Consider the following 17,149-nt stretch of genomic DNA (forward strand, 5'->3'; position numbering starts at 1 on the left):
CTCGAGACCGGCGGCTTCAGACCCCAACTCCTACACCCCCGATTGGGATGAGCCTCTTTGATGATCGTTCATTGACTGGGACCTTTCTGAGTGTCGAATGGAGAGGTCCCAGTCGGACCTGCCATGTGTGTCAGCGTGGATAGTCTCCCAGAAACACAGATGCCGCAGTCCTGGTGTGCACCAGGATCTGCGGCGAGTAGTGGGAAACGTCAGAAGTAAGTAATCAGGGCCTTGGTGGGTCCCTGAAGGTGCGTGTCGAAGCTATTTCGTCAGGGTGAACGACAGCACCGGGATCGGGCTGTCGAACGCCGTGAAGTACATCCGGCCGTTCAAACGGTTCGGGTCGTTCGCGTCCGGAGTCACTTCGTCGTGCACGAACATGCCGAGCTCGGGCGAAAGCACGCGGTAGTCGATGTGCGTCACCGGCGAGCCGTCATAGATAGACGGGCCGGCATAGACGTCGGCGGGGAAGCGATCCAACCCGTTGAGGCGGTTGATCACAGAGGTGCCACCGCCGGAGATCGTCTTGCCCTCCCAAACCGGCACCTGGGCACCGTTCACCGTTCCGAGGTAGACCCCATCGGGCACAGTATCTGCGGCGGCAACGCCAGCTCCCAGGACTGCAACGGCAGCCAGCGTTACGCCGAGCCCTGCTGTACGGGTGAATGGTTTGTTCATATCTCTCCAGGTGTGATCAGTTGGCGCGCGCTGCAGGGATGTCAGCGTGCGGGGTGGGCAGGTCGAGACCCGGTGAATCGAGCCCTCAGTAGGTCGGCTCGTGGGACAGACCGATGTTCTGCGGAGCCCGGTGCTGTTGCGCCTCACGGTGAGCCTGCAGAGCCGAAAGCCGTTGCGGCCGAGGCGTCTGATAGTCAGGGCCATGTTCGGCGACACCGTCATACGGCTGGACGTAGTCGGGCGAGATCCCGATTCGGTCAGCCGTTGCTGCGTAGCTCGGAAATGGTTGATGATCGGGCTCCTCGATCACGTACTGGACGTAGTAGCGCCAACCGATGAATTCACGAGTTGTTTCGTCAACGACGGGGTGTTCGTCGATCTGGTCGTAGATGACCGTTCCGTTGTGATCGATGATGGCCTGGAGCGCAGCCGCGGCAATAACGTCGCGGATAGTGGTCGTGTCGAAGAACTTCGTGCAGATGTGCCAGTACCCGCCCTGCAGCGTGAGCTTGTTCATCGTGGGATGGGTACCGGGCCACAACTTGGTGGGCGGAACGAGGAGATTGTTCTCGTCGTAGAACGCGGTTGCGACTTTCATGATTGCGTTCCTTCTGGTTCAGGTCTGCGGGGCGAGACGGCGTCTGGGGGAGGCCAGGCTGCGACATCCTTCAGAAAAACACCCGGGTACAGGCTCCGCCGGTGCCAGGGAAGGCGTTGTTCCCAGGACCGTGGGGCCAGGGAACACGTCAGGCGCACTCGCCTTCGGGCAGTGCGCCCGTAGTATATATCTTGGAATTAGTTATTCGATCTTTTGCTACTGTTTCTACTGGTTACGGCCTTGTTGAGCTACCGTCGAATAACTTTTCTCGAACGTGCCAGGATCGATCAGGGGAGCATATGACCACAGGCAGTCTCGGAACGTCGACGAGTGGGGCAGTAGAGCAATGGAGCGCTGAGAGCAGTCGCGGAGTCCTGCCCGAGGAACTGAACGTGGCCACCGCGCACCTGGTCGATGTCCGCGGAGAGAGTTCGGAGTGGAAGGTGCAGTGCTTCTGGCTCAGCGCCGAAGACAGGGAAGGCACTCTGGGTGTGGGGACTGCGTTGCGTCCGTGCGCGGTGGTGACAGCGTGCGAATTGTGTAGAGACGGCCTGTCCGAGCTGCCGGCAGAGGGCCGGGAGTACATGGCGCACGATCAGCGCCACGCGGTCGCGGGTGACCCAGCCGTGGGCTACCGACTACTTCCGGACCTCTGCGGCATGTCTCTGGCGCTGGGAGTCGACGACCTGACCTCGAGCTGGTTGGGCGAGTTGCGGCGGAAGCATGGAGAAGGTCTGTACCTGGTGCATCCGGCAGCAGTTGCCGACGGATCGTTGATCGGAGTCGATCCGGTACGAGTGGTCGACTGACTGGTCGTGGATTGCCTTCAGCAATGACCCCGCGCACTGAGTTGCGCGGGGTCATTGCTTTTGAAACGCGCGGTACCTGTGCCGAATCCATGCTCGGCAGAGGTGAACTCGTCCGACGCGGCGTGACGATCAGGTCCTGTCGTTGATCCGGGTCAATGTGAAGGTGTCTGGCGAGTCTTCGCCGGGGATCACGGTGTAGTCGAAGACCAATTCGGTTTCGAACTCGCCGGCTACCTCCACGTAGTGCTCGTTCAAGTCCGGATCGATCACGGTCCACTGAACGTCGTCAGGCGCGCCGTAATAGGTCGGTTTGTACACTGGTCCACTCCATTGGACGACAGCTGACACACGCACTTCACCGATGGACGTGCCGTCTTCGTACTTTTCCGCTTCGTCGTAATCCATTGTGGATGCGTCGATGTCGACATCATCGACGACAATGGGCCCTTCCTCGATTTCAGGCCCGAGGTCGACATAGAAATCGCTGGGGCCGGTGTCGAGACTGATCTCGAGCTCGTGACTGAGCAATTGTTTGTCACCCTCGACAGCGGCCTTCAGCACTTCGTACACAGTGAGGGGGAGGGGATACGGGCTACCAGTTCCCGCCGACGGGGCGGTGACCGTACTGCCTGTGCTCGGGACGGCGGTGCGTCGCAGAGCCGCGGGGTAGGTGATACCGGGGTTCGCGCTCTTGTACGCGCGAGCAGGCTTCTTACGGTTGTTGTTTCGTGTCATTACAGGATCCATCCACTGGTGGTGGCGACGTCCCGCATCCATCGCACACGGACTCAGTGCACGAACATTTCCTGCTTCGCAGATCCGAACTTCTGAGGACCTTGCCCTCCGGCGTTGTGTCTGTGCGGTGATGCGGGCACCTGATACAACTCGGGGTCAGCCATGCGATGCGGCTCTGGGTAAAGCGTACCGCATGCGTAGGTCGGCGGATCGAATCCGAGACCGAGTTCAGACACCCCAGATCAGCAGAAAGACCGACAGCCCACCCAGTAGCACCGCGGCGGTGCCGAGCACGGCTGCGGACAGGCGAGTGTCACCGAACCTGAGATCCTGCGACTTGGCCGCCAGACCGAGAGCTGCGGCGGCGATGGCTGCAACCAGAAGGACCCACCAGACGGGATCGAGATTGCCGACGATGTGTTTGAAGCGTTCTACGAGAGGCGGGGGAGCGACGGGGGTTACGGTGATCTGGGTGCGAATCATGTTCAATGTCAACGGTTTGTCCTCTGGTGGGGTTGAGCTTCATAGCGTATCGAGCGGGCGTCAGTTCGTGTCGACGCACTTACTGACGGATCCGTGATGCCGGCACCGGAACGTATTCTGAACTGCGCCCTCAGGCGGGCCGACTGCGACCCGCCCATACCTCGTGCATGGGGTGAAGTGCGCGAAGATGTTCGGGCGCAGTCCGATACAGGTCAGTGTGTACAAGCATGGTGCCGCCGATGACCTGAGCCACCGTTGTTCCGCGGCGGTAGACCCGGCGAGGCGAGAGACCATCGAGATGCCCGAGGGCGAAGAGACGGCGGGATCCTGGTCCCCACTGCCGCGTCTGGTGGTCCCATAACTCTTGGTAGAGCGGTAGCAGTTCGGCCAGCATCCCCTCGTCCGGGGAGACCACCCAGGGTTGCGGGCGTGGGTGCAGAGCCTTCGCTTTTGTGGGCGACTCGGCTACCTCGTAGATGCAGGGAAACGCCTCGGGCAGAGTGATTTTCGTCCGCTGACGGAGAATTTCGGCGCGGAGGCGATCTTCCCAGTCGGGGGACTGTGCGAGAGCAGGTAGATCGGCCATCGTGGCCGCGCTGACCCAGTCTTCGGCGAAGCCGCCACGTTCGTCCAGGCGATAGTCTCCGGAGTCGATACCTACCGTGTTGGGTTCGTAACGTAGGTCGCGAGGGTGATTCGGGGAACGTTCACGCGCTCCGTCTGTGGGATAGAACCGTTTGTCGTTCATGGCGGATAGGTCTCCTTGTCGGTTGCGGTGGTAGGGCTATGGACAGCTCCGGGGATTGCGCACTGGGTAGATGCAATTCCCAATGCGAAGCTCGGTTCGATGAGAGTCTTTTCAAAGGCTCCTAAGAGCTGCAGATCGAGCGGCCGCGCTGATCAGCAGGAGGAAGACGGCGAATAGGACGAGTACAGGGACGGCGGCTGAGCCGTGAGCCAGAGCAGATACTGCGGCCGACGGTACGAGCATCGAAGCTGTGTTCATGGCGACGTGCACCAGAATCGGTGCCGTCATCGTCTCGAACACCTCCCTGGTGATGCCGGCGAGCAAGCCGATGGCGCAGGCCATCACGACATCTCGCGGGTGCGGATGCACGAGAGCGAAGACCGCCGTGGTCAGGGATACCGAGAGAGCAACGGGGGAGACACGGTTCAGCGCACCCTGCAGAAGGCCGCGGTAGAGGATCTCCTCGGTAGCCGGGGCTATGGCGAGCACGAACAGCAGTGTGAGCAGGTACGGCTCGACTCCGAGCCGTTGAGTGGAGTTCTCTTCATCGGTGATGAGGAGTCGGGCGACTATGGCACCGATCGACCAGAGACAGACACCGGCGAGCACAACGGCGGCCACGAGGATTCCCGAGGGTTTGTGCGCAGAGCCGGACTGTCGAGCCGGATAAATCCGGAGTGCAGGCGCGTAGTGCCCAATGGCGAGGGAGAGAGCAATCATGCAGGCAGAAGTGGCGATCACCGGACTCACACCGACGCCGCGTAGCAGCAGCTGGGGAACCGTCAAGGACACGCCGACGCCGACGACGGCGACAACCACCAGGCTCCACGCAGACAACCCCCGACGGACCGAAGTCCGTCGAGGGTTGCTGTCACGGTGAACGCTCACTAGCTGTTCTGCACGGACGGACCGGAGTGAATCTCCAGGGACGAGACGATCGCCTGAGGTCGAATATTTCCCATGAATTGGTTCGTCGACAGGGTGATTGTCGCAGTCACCAGCGCAGCGTCCATGAGCGTTTGATACTGGTCAGCCTTGTTCCACCACAGCAGGTCGAGGCCGTGCCCGGTCGTGATCTTCACGTGCTTGTAGTCCGCTGGGTCAGGCTCGACACCCTTTTCCAGTTCGCCGGCCTCTTCTTTCCGGCTCATCAGCTTCACGGCCGCGTTGACCGGCTGGAACGTGACCCGAATGTCTGCAGCGGGAAAGCCCTGACCGAAGGGCGCGAGCTCGCTCAGGCACTTCGCCAGATCGACGAGCTCGGTGGCCATGGGTACCGGGATGTCGGGCTGCAGCCGTAGGAGAGTGTCGGCTGACGCCACATCCAGCCTCGCAAGGGACTCGATGTCCATCATGTGCAGGTCTGCCCGCAGATCCGCCGGGTCCGGCTCGGGGAGTGAACGAACGTAGCCGTCGATGGCCGAGATCAGACCTTCCAACGCGTCGAGCTCGGTCGCTCCGACACCACACGCTTGATGGTGTCCGAGAGCATGGAGGCGAGAGTCGTTCATGTCGGCGACGAATCCGAGCACGTCGAACCATTCTGGAGCCCGCGCGGATCCGGAGAGCGTGTGCGGGTTGACGACCATCGTCGGCATCCCCGTCTCTGTGAGCAGGTTGGATGCGAGCAGTCCGAGCACACCAGGCTTCGCCTCGGAGAACCACAGGTAGGGCGCGTAGGGCTGGTCGGCGAGGTGAATGTCCTCCATAGCGGCCTTGGTCAATTCCTTGCGGTTCTCGTTGTTGAGGAGCAACGTGTCTGCCGCGATGCGGCGGGCCTTCTCGATCTCGGAGTCTGAGGCAAATACATGGGGCATGTATTCGGGCCGGGAGGCCCGGACAGCCTCCGGGACGAACACCATGAACGAGTCGGCCATGTCAGCGTCGACGCGGCGGGTGGCGTTGAACATCGGTGTCAGTGTGAAGCCGAGGAACGAGACGTCGAGACTGTCGACAGAGCTGACCTTGCCGGCAGCAATCAGTCGAGCCAGTAGCAGCGAAAGACCTCGTAGAGCCTGGCGGTATCGCCGGTCGTGATCCTGACCGTTGACGATCCGCATGAGAGTGGAGGTGTCGGGATCGATGCGATCCGGCTCTTCGAGGTTCCACTCGCCGATCTTGTAGCGCTTGATCGGATTGTCCTCACGAAGAGAATCCTGCTTGGTGTAGACCGGCACCTCGGGCAGGGCCAGTACCAACAGGCCGAGCGCCCGGCGCACCAGCGCACGGGTCTGTCCGCGCAACGGCATCACATCGGCGAGACCTCCGATGCCACCGAATACCGAGAGCATCGCGATCGCTGGTGACTTCGTCGGATAGTGGGCGCGGGCGTAAGCGTCGAGGATATGGAGCGCGACCTGCGAGCCGCAGATGTCCGGCTCGGGATATGTGCATCCTGTCCTGTTCGGGTCGACCACAGCGTCGGCCCGACACTCATCGACGGTCTGGATGTGGTGGTCGGTCACGATGACCTCGATCCCGCGCTGGTGGGCCCGGTCGATCCCGTCGTTGGAGTTGATGCCGACGTCGCAGGTGATGATCAGCGAGGTGGTGGGGTACTGGGCGACCGCCTGGTCGACCTTCTCCGCGGTTATCTCGCGCGGGCCCTCGTAGTGCGGGACGACGAGCTCGACCTGCGCGCCGAGCTCGGCCAGGCCAGCGTAGGTAAGGATGCCGGCAGCAACCCCGTCCATGTCGTAGTCGGTGAGCACAGTGATGGTCCGACCTTGGGTGATAGCGGCATGAATGAGTGCCACGCTGAGTTCCAGGTCGGGCAGAGGCTCGTGGGTGCCGAGCTCGAGCTGCTCGATCGCCGCAGTGTCCCAGCCCCGGCGCTCACGAATGATGTCGAAGGGGCGGCGCTTGGAGAAATTGCGTGCCACGGAGATGACGCTGTCGAGCACGTGTTCGGCCGGAGTGGTCATGGCAGATGATCCGTTCGTTCGATCCGGCGGTACACGTCACGCACGGAAGAGATTTGATGGTCGTGACACGAGTTTAGCATTGTCCGAAAGTTATTGTAATTAGCATTTGACCTGCTGATCTGCTGGCTAGAAAAATAGTCGATATATTTGTCTCGGGAACGAGGACCCGGGACGCGATCATGCGTTCCGGGTCCTCGTCGCATGAGCGATGGGTCAGACGATCCGACTGGTGCCGGCTGCAACGAATTGGTCGAGTTGACACTGGGCAGCGGGTTTGTCCGTGCGCTGACGAACGAGCCGCGGTTGCACCAGGCGGGGATGGCTGGGGTCGGTGACGTACAGGAATGTCACCACCCACACCTCGCCAAGGGACAGACTCCCCTTACCGATCGTCGACGCGGAACCGACCTCGACAAGAGTTCCGTGCTCGTCGTGAACCGAGAGGGTGGCGGACTCCTTGGTGGCATGAAGGCCGGAGATGACGACGTCGACGTCCTTGACCAGCTTGTGCTTGAGTAAGCCCGTCGAACGACGTCCCTGCTCGTAAGTTCCGGCCCCTCGACGTGCGATGAGACCTTCTCGCTGCTGCAGTACCGCGTCGGCGAGCATCAGAGTCTTCGCCTCGGGACTTGAGGCGACCGGTGCCAGCACCACGGGCGATCCTGCGATTCGGTCCGGCACCGGGATCACGAGAAGGTCGGCGATGACCTGCAGCGCCTGATTGCGAGCGATGAAGGGGTCACTCTCGGTGACCCAGGTCCGCAACCCGGATGCGAATGCGAGGTCGAACAGCACGAGAGTGCGGCCTACGACTTCTCCGTCGAACACCCACCGACCCCGACGTAGCGCCGTGAACGGCAACAACTGAGCACGACCTACGTTACGAATCTTGTTTTCGCCCTGCCGATTTAGCACATTGATCCGGCCATCGGTGACCTCGATGAGGACACGGTCTCCGTCGTACTTGAACTGAGTGACCCAGGTATCGGAGTCCATCACCTCGTCGAGATGATCGGGAGACAACGTCGCGGCCAGCATGGGCCGCAGAGGTAAGCCCACTCCAGCTACTGGGTCGGCGGCCGACCCAGTGAAGACGGCGGCGAGAGCGGAATCCACGGCCACAGTCAGATCTGGCAGCGTTTCGGGGCCCAGATCGACAGTCGCGGCGGGTTCTTGGGACACGCCGGCCGCAGCCTTGTCCTTCGAAACGGGTAGCTGCTGCGCCAGCTCGTCGAGAACCCCGAGATCATCTGGACCCACAGGTCGATCAAGCGTCAGCGAACCGGCCTTGTAGGGGACGTAGCCCTTCTTGACCTTCGAGGTGAACTTGGCGGCAGCAGCTTTCGCGGCAGCGTCCTCGGATGCGACTTCGATCAGCTTGGTGAACGTACCGATGGTGCCGTTGCGTCCGTACTGCGTCACCCAGGTCGATCCCAGGACGTACGTCCGGTAGAACTTGTCGTTGCCCGCTCGCGGGTCGATGTACTGGGCTTCGGTGATGTGAATTGTGGTGCTCATAACAGTCCGTCCCGCATGTGCTGCTCGAAGTCGGCGTTGCTGAGTCCGGCGATGTGGTGCAACGAGGGCGGTGTGACGGGAACGATGTCGAATTCGTTCTCGGCGAGCACAGAGGTGCGTTCGGCTGAGTTGGCGGGTTGATCCCATTCGACGACGTACTTGCGCACGCCGTTGCTGTACCCAGCGAATCGGGCGACAGTGCCATAACTGGACTCGTGGTCCAGTCGGCTACGGAACGCAATACGCGTACCGTTGTCGATGATGAGCAAGTCTGTCATCGGAGTCTCAATTCATATTTCAGGATGTTCGAGGGCTTTGAGCGGGGGGTAAAGGCTGTGGGTGGCACGAATCGGAGGCGAGCTCAGCCGAAGGAGAAGATCTCACCGACGAGATGAGCGTGGTCGGCGCAGTCGACGACTGTGACCTCGTGAATGCCGTCGATGTTGGCGTAGATGGCGTCGCCTTGACCGGTGAACGGGGACAGCTCATCGGCTGCCCAGTCCTCGAGGTCGTCGGTACCAGGAAGCGGAGGGTTGACGGTGACGGTCTCAGTACGGGGCGCGAACTCATCGCCGTTGGCGTAGGTGTCCTCGATTGTGATGGTGATCTGCATGGGTGGGCTCTTTCAGTTCGGGTGCGGTGGGGGAAGGTCGCCGTCGGTCAGGGCGTCACAGCGGGCTCGTCGGCGGCTTCGTCACCGATGACGCGTGCCCCGTCGACGACGCGGACGGGGACGGCCTCAGCGGTCCGCAGAGCCCGAATCTCCGTGTACGGGATCCGGTCGGTCCAGCTGCCGCCGACGATGGAGCGGATGGCGACGGTCTTCGCGTTGACGCGTACGACCTCGTTCCACTTGCCGATGTAGTAGACGTGGTCACCCTTGGTCACGACGTCTGGATTGAAGGCGGTGACCTTGCCGTCTGCGATGTGCTGAGCTCGGACACCCTCCCAGTAGGCGAGGTCGTCGGTGGTGCGCTCGATTTCTGCAAGAACGCGGTCGCGGTGGGTGCCCTCTGCCGGAGCGTGAGACTCGAGGTACTTCTCTCCGGTTTGACTGTTGGTGAACAAGGTGCGGGTGTGGCCGTCGCGGGCACGCTCGTGACCGCGAAGTTCAGCGGCGAGCTTCGCGATTCGGCGAGCTACCGACACCGGGGCGTAGCGGGAATCCGTGGTCCCGGCCGCGGCGTCGGCTCGGCCACGCGCCCGGGCGGCCTCACGCTCGGAGAGCACGGCCTTGCCGAGCTTGTTCCAGGCCTTGTCGACAGCGTTGCGGTGCCGACTCTCGCTGTGGTGGCCGATTTTGATCGGTTCGCCACCCTCCGGCAGTGCGGCATGCGCAGCCCGCTCGGCTTCCCAAGCAGCCTCGGCTACGCCTGCCTTGCGCTCAGCCTTCGCACCGAGCGCCTCGACACGACCTTCCTGGCGGGTGATCTTGTCCGACTCGACCTCGGCCGTTGGCCGGTACGTGTCGTCGATCGTGATCTCTACGTCGAACTCGGCGCTGCGCAGCGCCGAAGCCGTCGCGTTGATCTGAGGAAGTTTGGCCAGGCGGTCTCGCGAATGTGGGATGTACCAGGAGCCGAGATTCCTGGACCAGCGCCAGCGCTGCGCTTTCAAGATGTCCGAAGAGCCGTCGCCTCGAACTGTGCCCTCGATGAGGGTGCCTTCGGCATGGGTGTGGGTGATGGTCAGTGAAGTCACGTGAACGTTCCTTTCGGTGAGTGGGGGTCCAGCGAGCGAGCGCGAGAGCAGCACTCCATCCGGGCCGCGTACTAGCGGCCGATTAGGTGATGTCAGTTTGTGGAGAATAAAAACCCGATAATCGCGACGGCTATCTCTTAGTGGACTTCTACGACGCCTTTTTCAGGGCCTAGTTCGCCGTTCTCATGTCGTTAAACACGAGGTTTGCGTCACATCGGTGACTAAACCATCGACCCTCCGGCAACGGCTCGTTGAACGACGCCACTATTAATCGAAAAACCCACATATAGAGCACCGCTATAAATGTTCGGGAATAACTTCGGGGCCTGATGTGGCTCCGCCCGAAGTCGGTACCTCGTCGTCCGACGACCAGGTACCGACGGGTCCCCCGTGCCGGGCGTGAGCGACCATCCCGCGCCCGTCTCGACTCGATCCTCGGGCACCGGTCACGGCCGGGGCCCGGGACCGCCAGATGCGGCTGGCCGACTCAATGCCATGAAGCGGAAGGTCGACACGCTCGCTCGGATTTCGGCCACGGCCGGGCCATGCAACGGGAGGGATACGTGGTGTCGGCGGGCTTCCCGCAGCACCCTTCGGGTGCCGGCCACCGGGCGCCGCGGTCGTGCGCTTCCCACCCCAGCGAGGTTTCTTGCGACCTGACACAAGGAGGTGGAAATCCCACTCTCTGACTGCCGCCCAATGAAGCGCGAGCGGAGCCCGTGACGTCACATCTACAGGTCACAGACAGACCTCATTCTCCGATTCGAGCTGTCCCCAGCCGCGCGGTGCAAGAGGTGGTGCAGGACGGCTCCGAGTCCGGTGTGGGCCGCGAGCCGAATCGGACACGATGCCCCTCGGCGGCGGCATCTTTGCAATCTCGGATTCCGCAATCACGGTCTGCGAGGTGTCGGAACATCCGACGCTAAGGACGGTCCGGCCGACACGAACTGGTCACTCCGCGGGGTGCCGCGGGCGGCAGCAGAGTTCTCGATTTCCGGCCCCACCCGTCACAGCAACGCGCGCCAGGGGCGCGATACGGGCCGGCAGGACGCAGCAACAGCCACAGGACACGAGCGAGCGAGTGACCGTCCCCGGAACGGGCCGCAGGCGCGCCAGCGCCGAGCACCGCCGGTACGGAAGCAGCAGCGTCCCCAGGGCACCCCGCAGGGGTCGACGTAGGTGAACGAGGGAGGGCGCGCCAGCGGCCGGAGGAGAGAGCCGTAGGCGATGAGGACCCGAGCGCAGCGAGTGGCGACGAGGCGCCAGCCGAGGAGGTCGTCCCGGCTCTGCCGGGCAAACAAGGGTGTAGTGAGCGAAGCGAACGGAACCCGCCGTGCGTCACGACTCCTTATGCCCTTTTTAGTGTGGAGCCACAGCGACCGACCCAGAGCGTTAGCGGCGGGAGGTTGCGGCCGTGGCGATCTGGGGAAACATAGCAGAATCTCCGGCCTTGCGACCGGTCGCAGACCGGCGACAGCCGCCCGGAACGGGTGGTCGCAAGGACGGTATCGATGTCGTGTTTCCCCAGCATGGAGCGGTGACGCCTTGCGCCCTGTGAGCCAGGAGCCTGACGCAGACGGCGCAAACCCCGTTTTTGGGTTTGTGGCGGTCTCAGAGCCGCTGGGAGCGCAGCGACTGGCGGGGCTGCACCCATGGTGGCGTCAGGGTCACACGGGCCGCGCCAGCGGTCCGTCTCAGCACGGTGACGCCGTGCCCGCGGCGTCAGCCGCGGTCCCCCGGTGGGTCTCTGTCTCAGAGCAGCAGGCGGCCTCGGCCGCCGTCCCCACCGTCCGCGCAGGTGCAGTGGTCTCGTGGGTCCGATGCCCGCGCGTCAGCGCGCAAGAGAGAGTAGATGGCATCGGTGAGGGCCCCACGAGAACACGGAACCGGAGAGGTCCCGGCACGAACAGGCCTCGGTGGCCGAAGGCCACTTCGACCCTCGCCGGGTCGGTGAAGTCCCTGTCGTTCCCCCGGTGTGGCGGAGAGTCTTCACCGCGCGTGAGCGCCGGCGGTGCCGCCCTCGGCAACCGCCTCGGGCACAGGCCTGCCGCAGCTCTTCGCGGCAGACCGTCACGGGCGCGCAGCCGCCCGGCCGCAGGCATCTCCCAGACGTGTCACTGCCCGCTCGACGGGCTCCGAAGCGTCGCCGCAGGCGGCTTCGAGGGGTGATCCGGCCGCCCGGTGACGTCACAGCGTCGGCGGCCGTCCACGGTTCGGCCGCCCGCCTCAGCGGGTGGCGATCAGGGCTGCGAACGGTCGCTGCGAGTGGGATCTGACGGCCCGGCAGGGCCGCTCCACAGACTCGTCGAGACCCCGTGCGGCCTGCCAGCTTCACCGGCCGGCCGCACGGCAGCAAGGTTGGGTCGGTCTCGCTTCTCGGGGCTGTCGCAGCCATCGGGCTGCGGGGGTCGGCTGCGGCCACAGGCCGCGGACGGAACGGTCACAGGCGGGCTTCTCCGGCGCACGTGGGTGGCGGCCGCAGCGCTTTTCTGCGGACGACGGCGGCCCCCGGGCCGCCGGCCAGATCACCGGTCTCGCATCGAATATCTGGTGCCCACGTGCGCCGGAGAAGTCTGTTTCTTCGGTGTGGCGGAGTATTTCTCTGGCCGTTCCGATCCCGTTTATCCTGCGTGTTGAAGGATGGCCGGATAATTACCTTTTAGGGTCCGAATCGTCTTATTAGAACGGTGTCTTTCGGCGTCTGATCAATGACATCGAAGATAAAGACGCGCACGGGTTTATCTGTGCAGAATAATCGGTCTGATATAGAGCGTTTCACGGGCTGAAAGAGGGCACTGACTATTCACGACAGTATTTTCAGGCCCCGCGAGGGAGCGATGTAGCGAATTCTGGTCGCCACGAACGGCCAGGTCAGAGGGCTGTGGCATTGGTGCCGGCCATACCGCCGTTGTGCTGGGCCCCAGTGCGGCGGTATCCACGAAGTAGTGGCCGCCTACGTGTTGGTAGTCCGCGCGGTAGCCGCTGTCTTTCCGTTTCGCATCCGCGTTTCATCCGCGGCATCGCCGTTCCCCATCCGCACTACGGCGTAAGCCGCTGTAGTTCCGGTATATATCCGTCAAGGGGCTTCGCGACGGCTACACAGTGGCGCGATTGAGTTTTCCTTGGACATGGCAGTCCTGGCCCAGCTGTCACCACTGCGGCCACATTTTTCGGCAGATCAGTGACTCTGTCTGCGAAAAAGAGAACCCGCACTCTGCCGGGGGCAGAGTGCGGGTTCTTCGACGGGAGGTGCTCTCTCGATCGGGCTTGTCGTGGCCCGTGACCGTCAGTGCGGGAGGCGTGAGCTGTGGTGATAGTGCGCGAGCTCGCGTGCGATCTCGTCGAGTTCGATCAAACCCATGGCGGTGTCGTTCATGAACTTCTCGGCTCGCTCGTCGTCGATGCGGTCATCGATGGGGAAGCCGTTGACCGCGAGGAACACCGACGCGGCAGCCCAGGCGGTCCGCTTGTTGCCGTCGACGAGAGCGTGGTTTCGGGCGAGTGAGTGGAGAAGCGCTGCTGCTTTCTCGAACAGCTCTGGGTAGGCGTCGACGCCGAACACCGTCGATTGCGGCCGCGCGATCGCGGCATCGAGAAGCCCGTACTCGCGCACCACGGGGACGGAACCGAAGGCGTCGCCTGCGACGGTGAGAATGTCGTCGCGGTCCAGGTAGTAGATGCTCACGCCAGCCGACGGTTGAGGTCGGCCGATACGGCAGCGACTCGCTTGGATGCCTCAGCGACCTGGCGTTTCGTCGAACTGGCCGCAGCGGTCACTGCGTCGTGCGCGAAGGTCTTCAAGGAGACATTTTCGCGCTCTGCAGCATTACGCAGTTCCTGCTGTTCTTCGTCGGTGAAGGTGATGTTCAGTGATGGCATGGTCGATGTCCTTCCGACGTGGACGACAGTAGAGGCAGGTACCAATTATGGTACCTGCCCAGGTCAGGATGATGCGGATGTGAATTCAGGCGTACACCGGTACGGCAACCGACACGAGATGGTCGAGGTGTGCGAGCACGCCGTCGGTGCTCACGAGCTCCATGCCGCCGTCGCCGAGCGCCCAGGACATGGCGTCCAGGTCGGTGCCGCTCAACGTGACGGTGGTGTTGTGCTGCTCCGGATCCGCGAACTCGACTCCCGCGATGGCGAGCTCGTTTCGCGTGATGTCGTTGAGCCAGGCCACGGCATGGAGTGCGTCGCTGATCTCTGCAGCGGATTCTCCGAGATCGATGGGGTAGGCCTGCCACAGGTTGTCGGCTGGAAGTGTTCGTGCAGGCAGGACCAGCAAGGTCAGTGCTGCGCGGTCGATCGTGGTGAGGGTGACAGTCATGGCGTTTCTCCTGCTCGACGGCTCTGTGACGACGGCGGGGGTGCCTGATCGCGTCGATGTCGCTTCGAGGTCGGCTCCGCCGACGCTTGTAAAGCGGGTGTGACCGCGCGCCGAAGAAAGCGAGAACCCGCACTCTGCCCGGGGAGGCAGAGTGCGGGTTCTCGGGTCGAGTGTTCTGGTTCAGTACCGCCAGTGCACTGAGGACCGCAGTCAGTAGGTCCGAGCGCAGTCTGCTGCAGCCTGCGATCCCGGGTCCGAAAAGTCGAGGTCCAACTCGTCGTGCAGGTCGAGCAGAGTGGATTCGTTGCGCGCTGTGACCGTCACCGGAGTCAAGATGGGTCCTTGTTGGGCGAACACGTCGTCGCGTGAGCGGATCCCGCCGTCCTGCAGCTCGACGACCTCACCGGCGATATAGAGGGTGTCGCCGTCGTCGTATGCCGCGGGCGATCCGAGTTCGTACCCGCTCGATTCGAGCGATGCGTTGATTGCCGCGAGGACGTCGCCCGGCGCGTCGAGGCAGCCGGCCGACGGCGGCCCCGCAGCGGTCGTCGGAGTGGGGCGCACCGGTGTGCGCGGTGCAACAGAGGGGACAACAGCCGGTGCGGGTGTTGTCGTGGCAGCCGGTACCTCCGTCGATGTCGCCGAAGCCTGATCAGCTTCGCCATTGTCCTCGTCCGAGCCGAATGCCGATCCGATGCCGACCGCCAGAATCAGCACTGCCGCGATCGACAGACCGATTTTGAGTGCGCGGTTGCCGCCTGGCCCCGGTGACGACCCAGGCGAAGGGGTCGTCGGCTCTGTTGTTGGGCGAGGTACACCCGGGGCGGAGCGATCGGTCCACTGGCGGCCGTCCCAGAATCGTTGACCGCCAGCGTTGGACGGGTCGGGGTCGGGATACCAGCCGGGGTTCGGTGTCGTCATCGGAGAAGTGTCTCAGCTCGGCGTCACCGAACCCCACCTTCCTGACTTGGCGGCTATTCGCAGCCGACGCCGTCTCCGTCGCCGTCGAACTTGGTGCTGAATCCGGGTTGTCCGACTCGGACGGGTGCTGCTCCGGCGGCGCGAACTGCGGCGCAGTTCGCATAGGTCACGCTCGCAGGCGGTGCGTCATCGACCGGACCTGGCGCGGGAGCCACCGGTTCCGGCGCCGCCGGTGCAGGCTCAATGGACGGGACGGGTTCCGCGATCGGTGTGCTGGCGCCGCATTCCCCCAGCACGCGGGAGATGGCGTCGTGTTCCGGCGGGGTGACCCAGAGCCCGTAGGCGGCTTTGACCTCGACTTGCCGGGAGACGTAGGTACACCGGTACGACTTGTTGCTCGGCAGCCAGGTTGCGGCGTCGCCGTCACTCTTCTGTTGATTCGCAGGGCCGTCGACGGCCTGCAGATTACGAGGATCATTCGCGAAGTTCTGTCGTGTGGCAGAATCGAGTTGCTGCGCACCGGTTTGCCACGAATTACTCAGCGACACAACATGATCCAGCTGAACAGCCATCGAGGTATCAGCTCCTCGAACGAAGTCGATGATGGTGCCGGTGTAGGTGTCGGCCAGGGTGCCGGTCAGCACCACGCATCCATTGGATCCTGGCTTGAGGGTGATGTCCGTGAGGTCACGACGAAGCAGATCGTTTCGCTGGTCACAGCCATTCCTCCCAAATTCGACGTCGACATCGTCGGTCCAGGATTGGCCGAACAAATCACGGTCATAGCCGGTTTTCGGCGCACGCCCCTTGATCGGCAGGGTTGCAAGCATGCCGAGAGCGGCTTGAGCATCGGGCCCGCTTTCGGCTGCAGACGCGGGGGTGGGCGCGGGGGCCACAGATACAGCATCGGTATTGGACGCAGGAGGTGAGGCGCTGGTCGCTGTGTCGGTTGCGGAGGAAGCACTCTCGGCGGCAGACGTGGCGTCGCTGGCCGTCGTGGGGTCCACGCAACCGACGATGAGCAGACCGGACAGGGCCATCCAGGTGATCCATGGCCACCGGTGACGACTCCTCGATACGGGTGGTGCAAGCGGCAGGTCGCCGGAATCAGACACAGTGAATCTCCAAGATCGTGAATCGACGAGTCGGTCGACATCGTAGTTGGGCAGTTGTTCAGGAACCGGCTCAGTGGAATGGCCTGTGTTGCTTACTGTTTCGGAGTTTCGAGCTGGCAGCGAGGAACCCGCGCCTACCAGGGAGGTGGGTGCGGGTTCTGGAGTGGAGCGGGCCCCACGTCCACAGGTACTGCGACTGATCCGGCGTGATCAAGAGCGGCGAGGACGCCAGCGGTTCTTGTCGGCGTCAGTCTTCCGACGCGAGCCTGCGCCGCACGCGACCGACCGCGTAGATAACCGCGGCCGCGAGGATCGCCAGCGCTGCGATCAGCTCGCCCCTCAGGTCCATCCCGCGACCGACAACCGGCAACACGAACGCAATGAGCGCGACGAGGGCCACCATCCCGAGACCGGGCCCACCGAAGAATGCGCGTGTCCGCGTGTCGAGGGAACGAAGTAGATCAGTCATTACCTTTGCTTATCACGATGCGGAGGTTCTGTCAGTGCCGCCACACGTCGTTGGCAGTGCAGAAGAGGTGTCCCACGGACGGGAGAACCCGCACCTGCCGTGGCAGGTGCGGGTTCTGTG

18 protein-coding genes are annotated in these 17,149 nt (G+C 63.2%); 1 reads left to right on the plus strand and 17 read right to left on the minus strand.

What is annotated here, in order from left to right; all coding sequences use genetic code 11:
• Window positions 1-261: 261 nt before the first annotated feature.
• Both H7C86_RS26620 and H7C86_RS26625 read right to left on the minus strand, forming a co-directional pair.
• The gene (locus H7C86_RS26620; protein WP_182262534.1) at window positions 262-678 is read right to left on the minus strand and encodes a hypothetical protein; all 417 of its coding nucleotides are present in this window, start codon (window positions 676-678) and stop codon (window positions 262-264) included.
• An 85-nt stretch (window positions 679-763) separates the two neighbouring features.
• Window positions 764-1,276: a hypothetical protein gene (locus H7C86_RS26625; protein ID WP_182262535.1), complete on the minus strand. Its 513-nt coding sequence runs from the start codon at window positions 1,274-1,276 to the stop codon at window positions 764-766.
• Window positions 1,277-1,575: 299 nt separating this feature from the next.
• Here H7C86_RS26625 and H7C86_RS26630 point away from each other — a divergent pair, with 299 nt between their 5' ends.
• Window positions 1,576-2,085: a hypothetical protein gene (locus H7C86_RS26630; RefSeq protein WP_182262536.1), complete on the plus strand. Its 510-nt coding sequence runs from the start codon at window positions 1,576-1,578 to the stop codon at window positions 2,083-2,085.
• Window positions 2,086-2,214: 129 nt separating this feature from the next.
• On the opposite strand, the gene H7C86_RS26635 is transcribed toward H7C86_RS26630, so the two are convergent.
• From H7C86_RS26635 to H7C86_RS26705, 15 genes are all read right to left on the minus strand, one after another.
• The gene (locus H7C86_RS26635) at window positions 2,215-2,820 is read right to left on the minus strand and encodes a hypothetical protein (protein WP_182262537.1); all 606 of its coding nucleotides are present in this window, start codon (window positions 2,818-2,820) and stop codon (window positions 2,215-2,217) included.
• 228 nt (window positions 2,821-3,048) lie between these two features.
• Entirely contained in the window at window positions 3,049-3,315 is a 267-nt protein-coding gene (locus H7C86_RS26640) for a hypothetical protein (RefSeq protein ID WP_156394490.1), read from the minus strand.
• A 118-nt stretch (window positions 3,316-3,433) separates the two neighbouring features.
• Window positions 3,434-4,051 (minus strand): hypothetical protein, encoded by a 618-nt coding sequence (locus H7C86_RS26645; RefSeq protein ID WP_182262538.1) that lies wholly within the window; start codon window positions 4,049-4,051, stop codon window positions 3,434-3,436.
• Window positions 4,052-4,162: 111 nt separating this feature from the next.
• Window positions 4,163-4,870 (minus strand): CPBP family intramembrane glutamic endopeptidase, encoded by a 708-nt coding sequence (locus H7C86_RS26650; protein WP_182262539.1) that lies wholly within the window; start codon window positions 4,868-4,870, stop codon window positions 4,163-4,165.
• Window positions 4,871-4,938: 68 nt separating this feature from the next.
• Window positions 4,939-6,975 carry a DHH family phosphoesterase gene (locus H7C86_RS26655; RefSeq protein ID WP_182262540.1) on the minus strand — a complete coding sequence of 679 codons (2,037 nt, stop codon included), beginning with the start codon at window positions 6,973-6,975 and terminating at the stop codon, window positions 4,939-4,941.
• Between the two features lie 213 nt (window positions 6,976-7,188).
• Window positions 7,189-8,493 (minus strand): WGR domain-containing protein, encoded by a 1,305-nt coding sequence (locus H7C86_RS26660; RefSeq protein ID WP_182262541.1) that lies wholly within the window; start codon window positions 8,491-8,493, stop codon window positions 7,189-7,191.
• The gene (locus H7C86_RS26665) at window positions 8,490-8,771 is read right to left on the minus strand and encodes a hypothetical protein (protein ID WP_182262542.1); all 282 of its coding nucleotides are present in this window, start codon (window positions 8,769-8,771) and stop codon (window positions 8,490-8,492) included. Before H7C86_RS26665 ends, H7C86_RS26660 begins: the two co-directional genes overlap by 4 nt.
• Window positions 8,772-8,854: 83 nt before the next feature.
• Entirely contained in the window at window positions 8,855-9,106 is a 252-nt protein-coding gene (locus H7C86_RS26670) for a hypothetical protein (RefSeq protein ID WP_182262543.1), read from the minus strand.
• A gap of 47 nt (window positions 9,107-9,153) precedes the next feature.
• A complete protein-coding gene (locus tag H7C86_RS26675) occupies window positions 9,154-10,194 on the minus strand; it encodes a DUF3560 domain-containing protein (RefSeq protein ID WP_182262544.1) in 1,041 nt (346 codons plus the stop codon).
• 3,286 nt (window positions 10,195-13,480) lie between these two features.
• Complete coding sequence (locus H7C86_RS26680; protein ID WP_220463476.1) at window positions 13,481-13,873, minus strand: type II toxin-antitoxin system death-on-curing family toxin; 393 nt, start codon at window positions 13,871-13,873, stop codon at window positions 13,481-13,483.
• A 2-nt stretch (window positions 13,874-13,875) separates the two neighbouring features.
• Window positions 13,876-14,073, minus strand: coding sequence for a hypothetical protein (locus tag H7C86_RS26685; protein WP_182262546.1), 198 nt, complete (start codon window positions 14,071-14,073; stop codon window positions 13,876-13,878).
• A gap of 85 nt (window positions 14,074-14,158) precedes the next feature.
• Window positions 14,159-14,524 carry a hypothetical protein gene (locus H7C86_RS26690; RefSeq protein WP_182262547.1) on the minus strand — a complete coding sequence of 122 codons (366 nt, stop codon included), beginning with the start codon at window positions 14,522-14,524 and terminating at the stop codon, window positions 14,159-14,161.
• Window positions 14,525-14,734: 210 nt separating this feature from the next.
• Complete coding sequence (locus H7C86_RS26695; protein ID WP_182262548.1) at window positions 14,735-15,445, minus strand: DUF2510 domain-containing protein; 711 nt, start codon at window positions 15,443-15,445, stop codon at window positions 14,735-14,737.
• A 53-nt stretch (window positions 15,446-15,498) separates the two neighbouring features.
• The gene (locus tag H7C86_RS26700; RefSeq protein ID WP_182262549.1) at window positions 15,499-16,485 is read right to left on the minus strand and encodes a DUF1524 domain-containing protein; all 987 of its coding nucleotides are present in this window, start codon (window positions 16,483-16,485) and stop codon (window positions 15,499-15,501) included.
• Window positions 16,486-16,807: 322 nt separating this feature from the next.
• The gene (locus H7C86_RS26705) at window positions 16,808-17,029 is read right to left on the minus strand and encodes a hypothetical protein (RefSeq protein WP_182262550.1); all 222 of its coding nucleotides are present in this window, start codon (window positions 17,027-17,029) and stop codon (window positions 16,808-16,810) included.
• Window positions 17,030-17,149 lie beyond the last annotated feature (120 nt).

This window comes from Rhodococcus sp. UFZ-B548, assembly GCF_903819475.1.
Lineage (GTDB): Bacteria > Actinomycetota > Actinomycetes > Mycobacteriales > Mycobacteriaceae > Rhodococcus_F > Rhodococcus_F erythropolis.

Excerpts from the sequence above, each read along its gene's own strand:
- H7C86_RS26620 (WP_182262534.1), bottom strand. The coding sequence starts at position 678 with ATGAACAAACCATTCACCCGTACAGCAGGGCTCGGCGTAACGCTGGCT.
- H7C86_RS26625 (WP_182262535.1), bottom strand. The coding sequence starts at position 1,276 with ATGAAAGTCGCAACCGCGTTCTACGACGAGAACAATCTCCTCGTTCCG.
- H7C86_RS26630 (WP_182262536.1), top strand. The coding sequence starts at position 1,576 with ATGACCACAGGCAGTCTCGGAACGTCGACGAGTGGGGCAGTAGAGCAA.
- H7C86_RS26635 (WP_182262537.1), bottom strand. The coding sequence starts at position 2,820 with ATGACACGAAACAACAACCGTAAGAAGCCTGCTCGCGCGTACAAGAGC.
- H7C86_RS26645 (WP_182262538.1), bottom strand. The coding sequence starts at position 4,051 with ATGAACGACAAACGGTTCTATCCCACAGACGGAGCGCGTGAACGTTCC.
- H7C86_RS26655 (WP_182262540.1), bottom strand. The coding sequence starts at position 6,975 with ATGACCACTCCGGCCGAACACGTGCTCGACAGCGTCATCTCCGTGGCA.
- H7C86_RS26660 (WP_182262541.1), bottom strand. The coding sequence starts at position 8,493 with ATGAGCACCACAATTCACATCACCGAAGCCCAGTACATCGACCCGCGA.
- H7C86_RS26665 (WP_182262542.1), bottom strand. The coding sequence starts at position 8,771 with ATGACAGACTTGCTCATCATCGACAACGGTACGCGTATTGCGTTCCGT.
- H7C86_RS26670 (WP_182262543.1), bottom strand. The coding sequence starts at position 9,106 with ATGCAGATCACCATCACAATCGAGGACACCTACGCCAACGGCGATGAG.
- H7C86_RS26685 (WP_182262546.1), bottom strand. The coding sequence starts at position 14,073 with ATGCCATCACTGAACATCACCTTCACCGACGAAGAACAGCAGGAACTG.
- H7C86_RS26690 (WP_182262547.1), bottom strand. The coding sequence starts at position 14,524 with ATGACTGTCACCCTCACCACGATCGACCGCGCAGCACTGACCTTGCTG.
- H7C86_RS26695 (WP_182262548.1), bottom strand. The coding sequence starts at position 15,445 with ATGACGACACCGAACCCCGGCTGGTATCCCGACCCCGACCCGTCCAAC.
- H7C86_RS26700 (WP_182262549.1), bottom strand. The coding sequence starts at position 16,485 with ATGGCCCTGTCCGGTCTGCTCATCGTCGGTTGCGTGGACCCCACGACG.
- H7C86_RS26705 (WP_182262550.1), bottom strand. The coding sequence starts at position 17,029 with ATGACTGATCTACTTCGTTCCCTCGACACGCGGACACGCGCATTCTTC.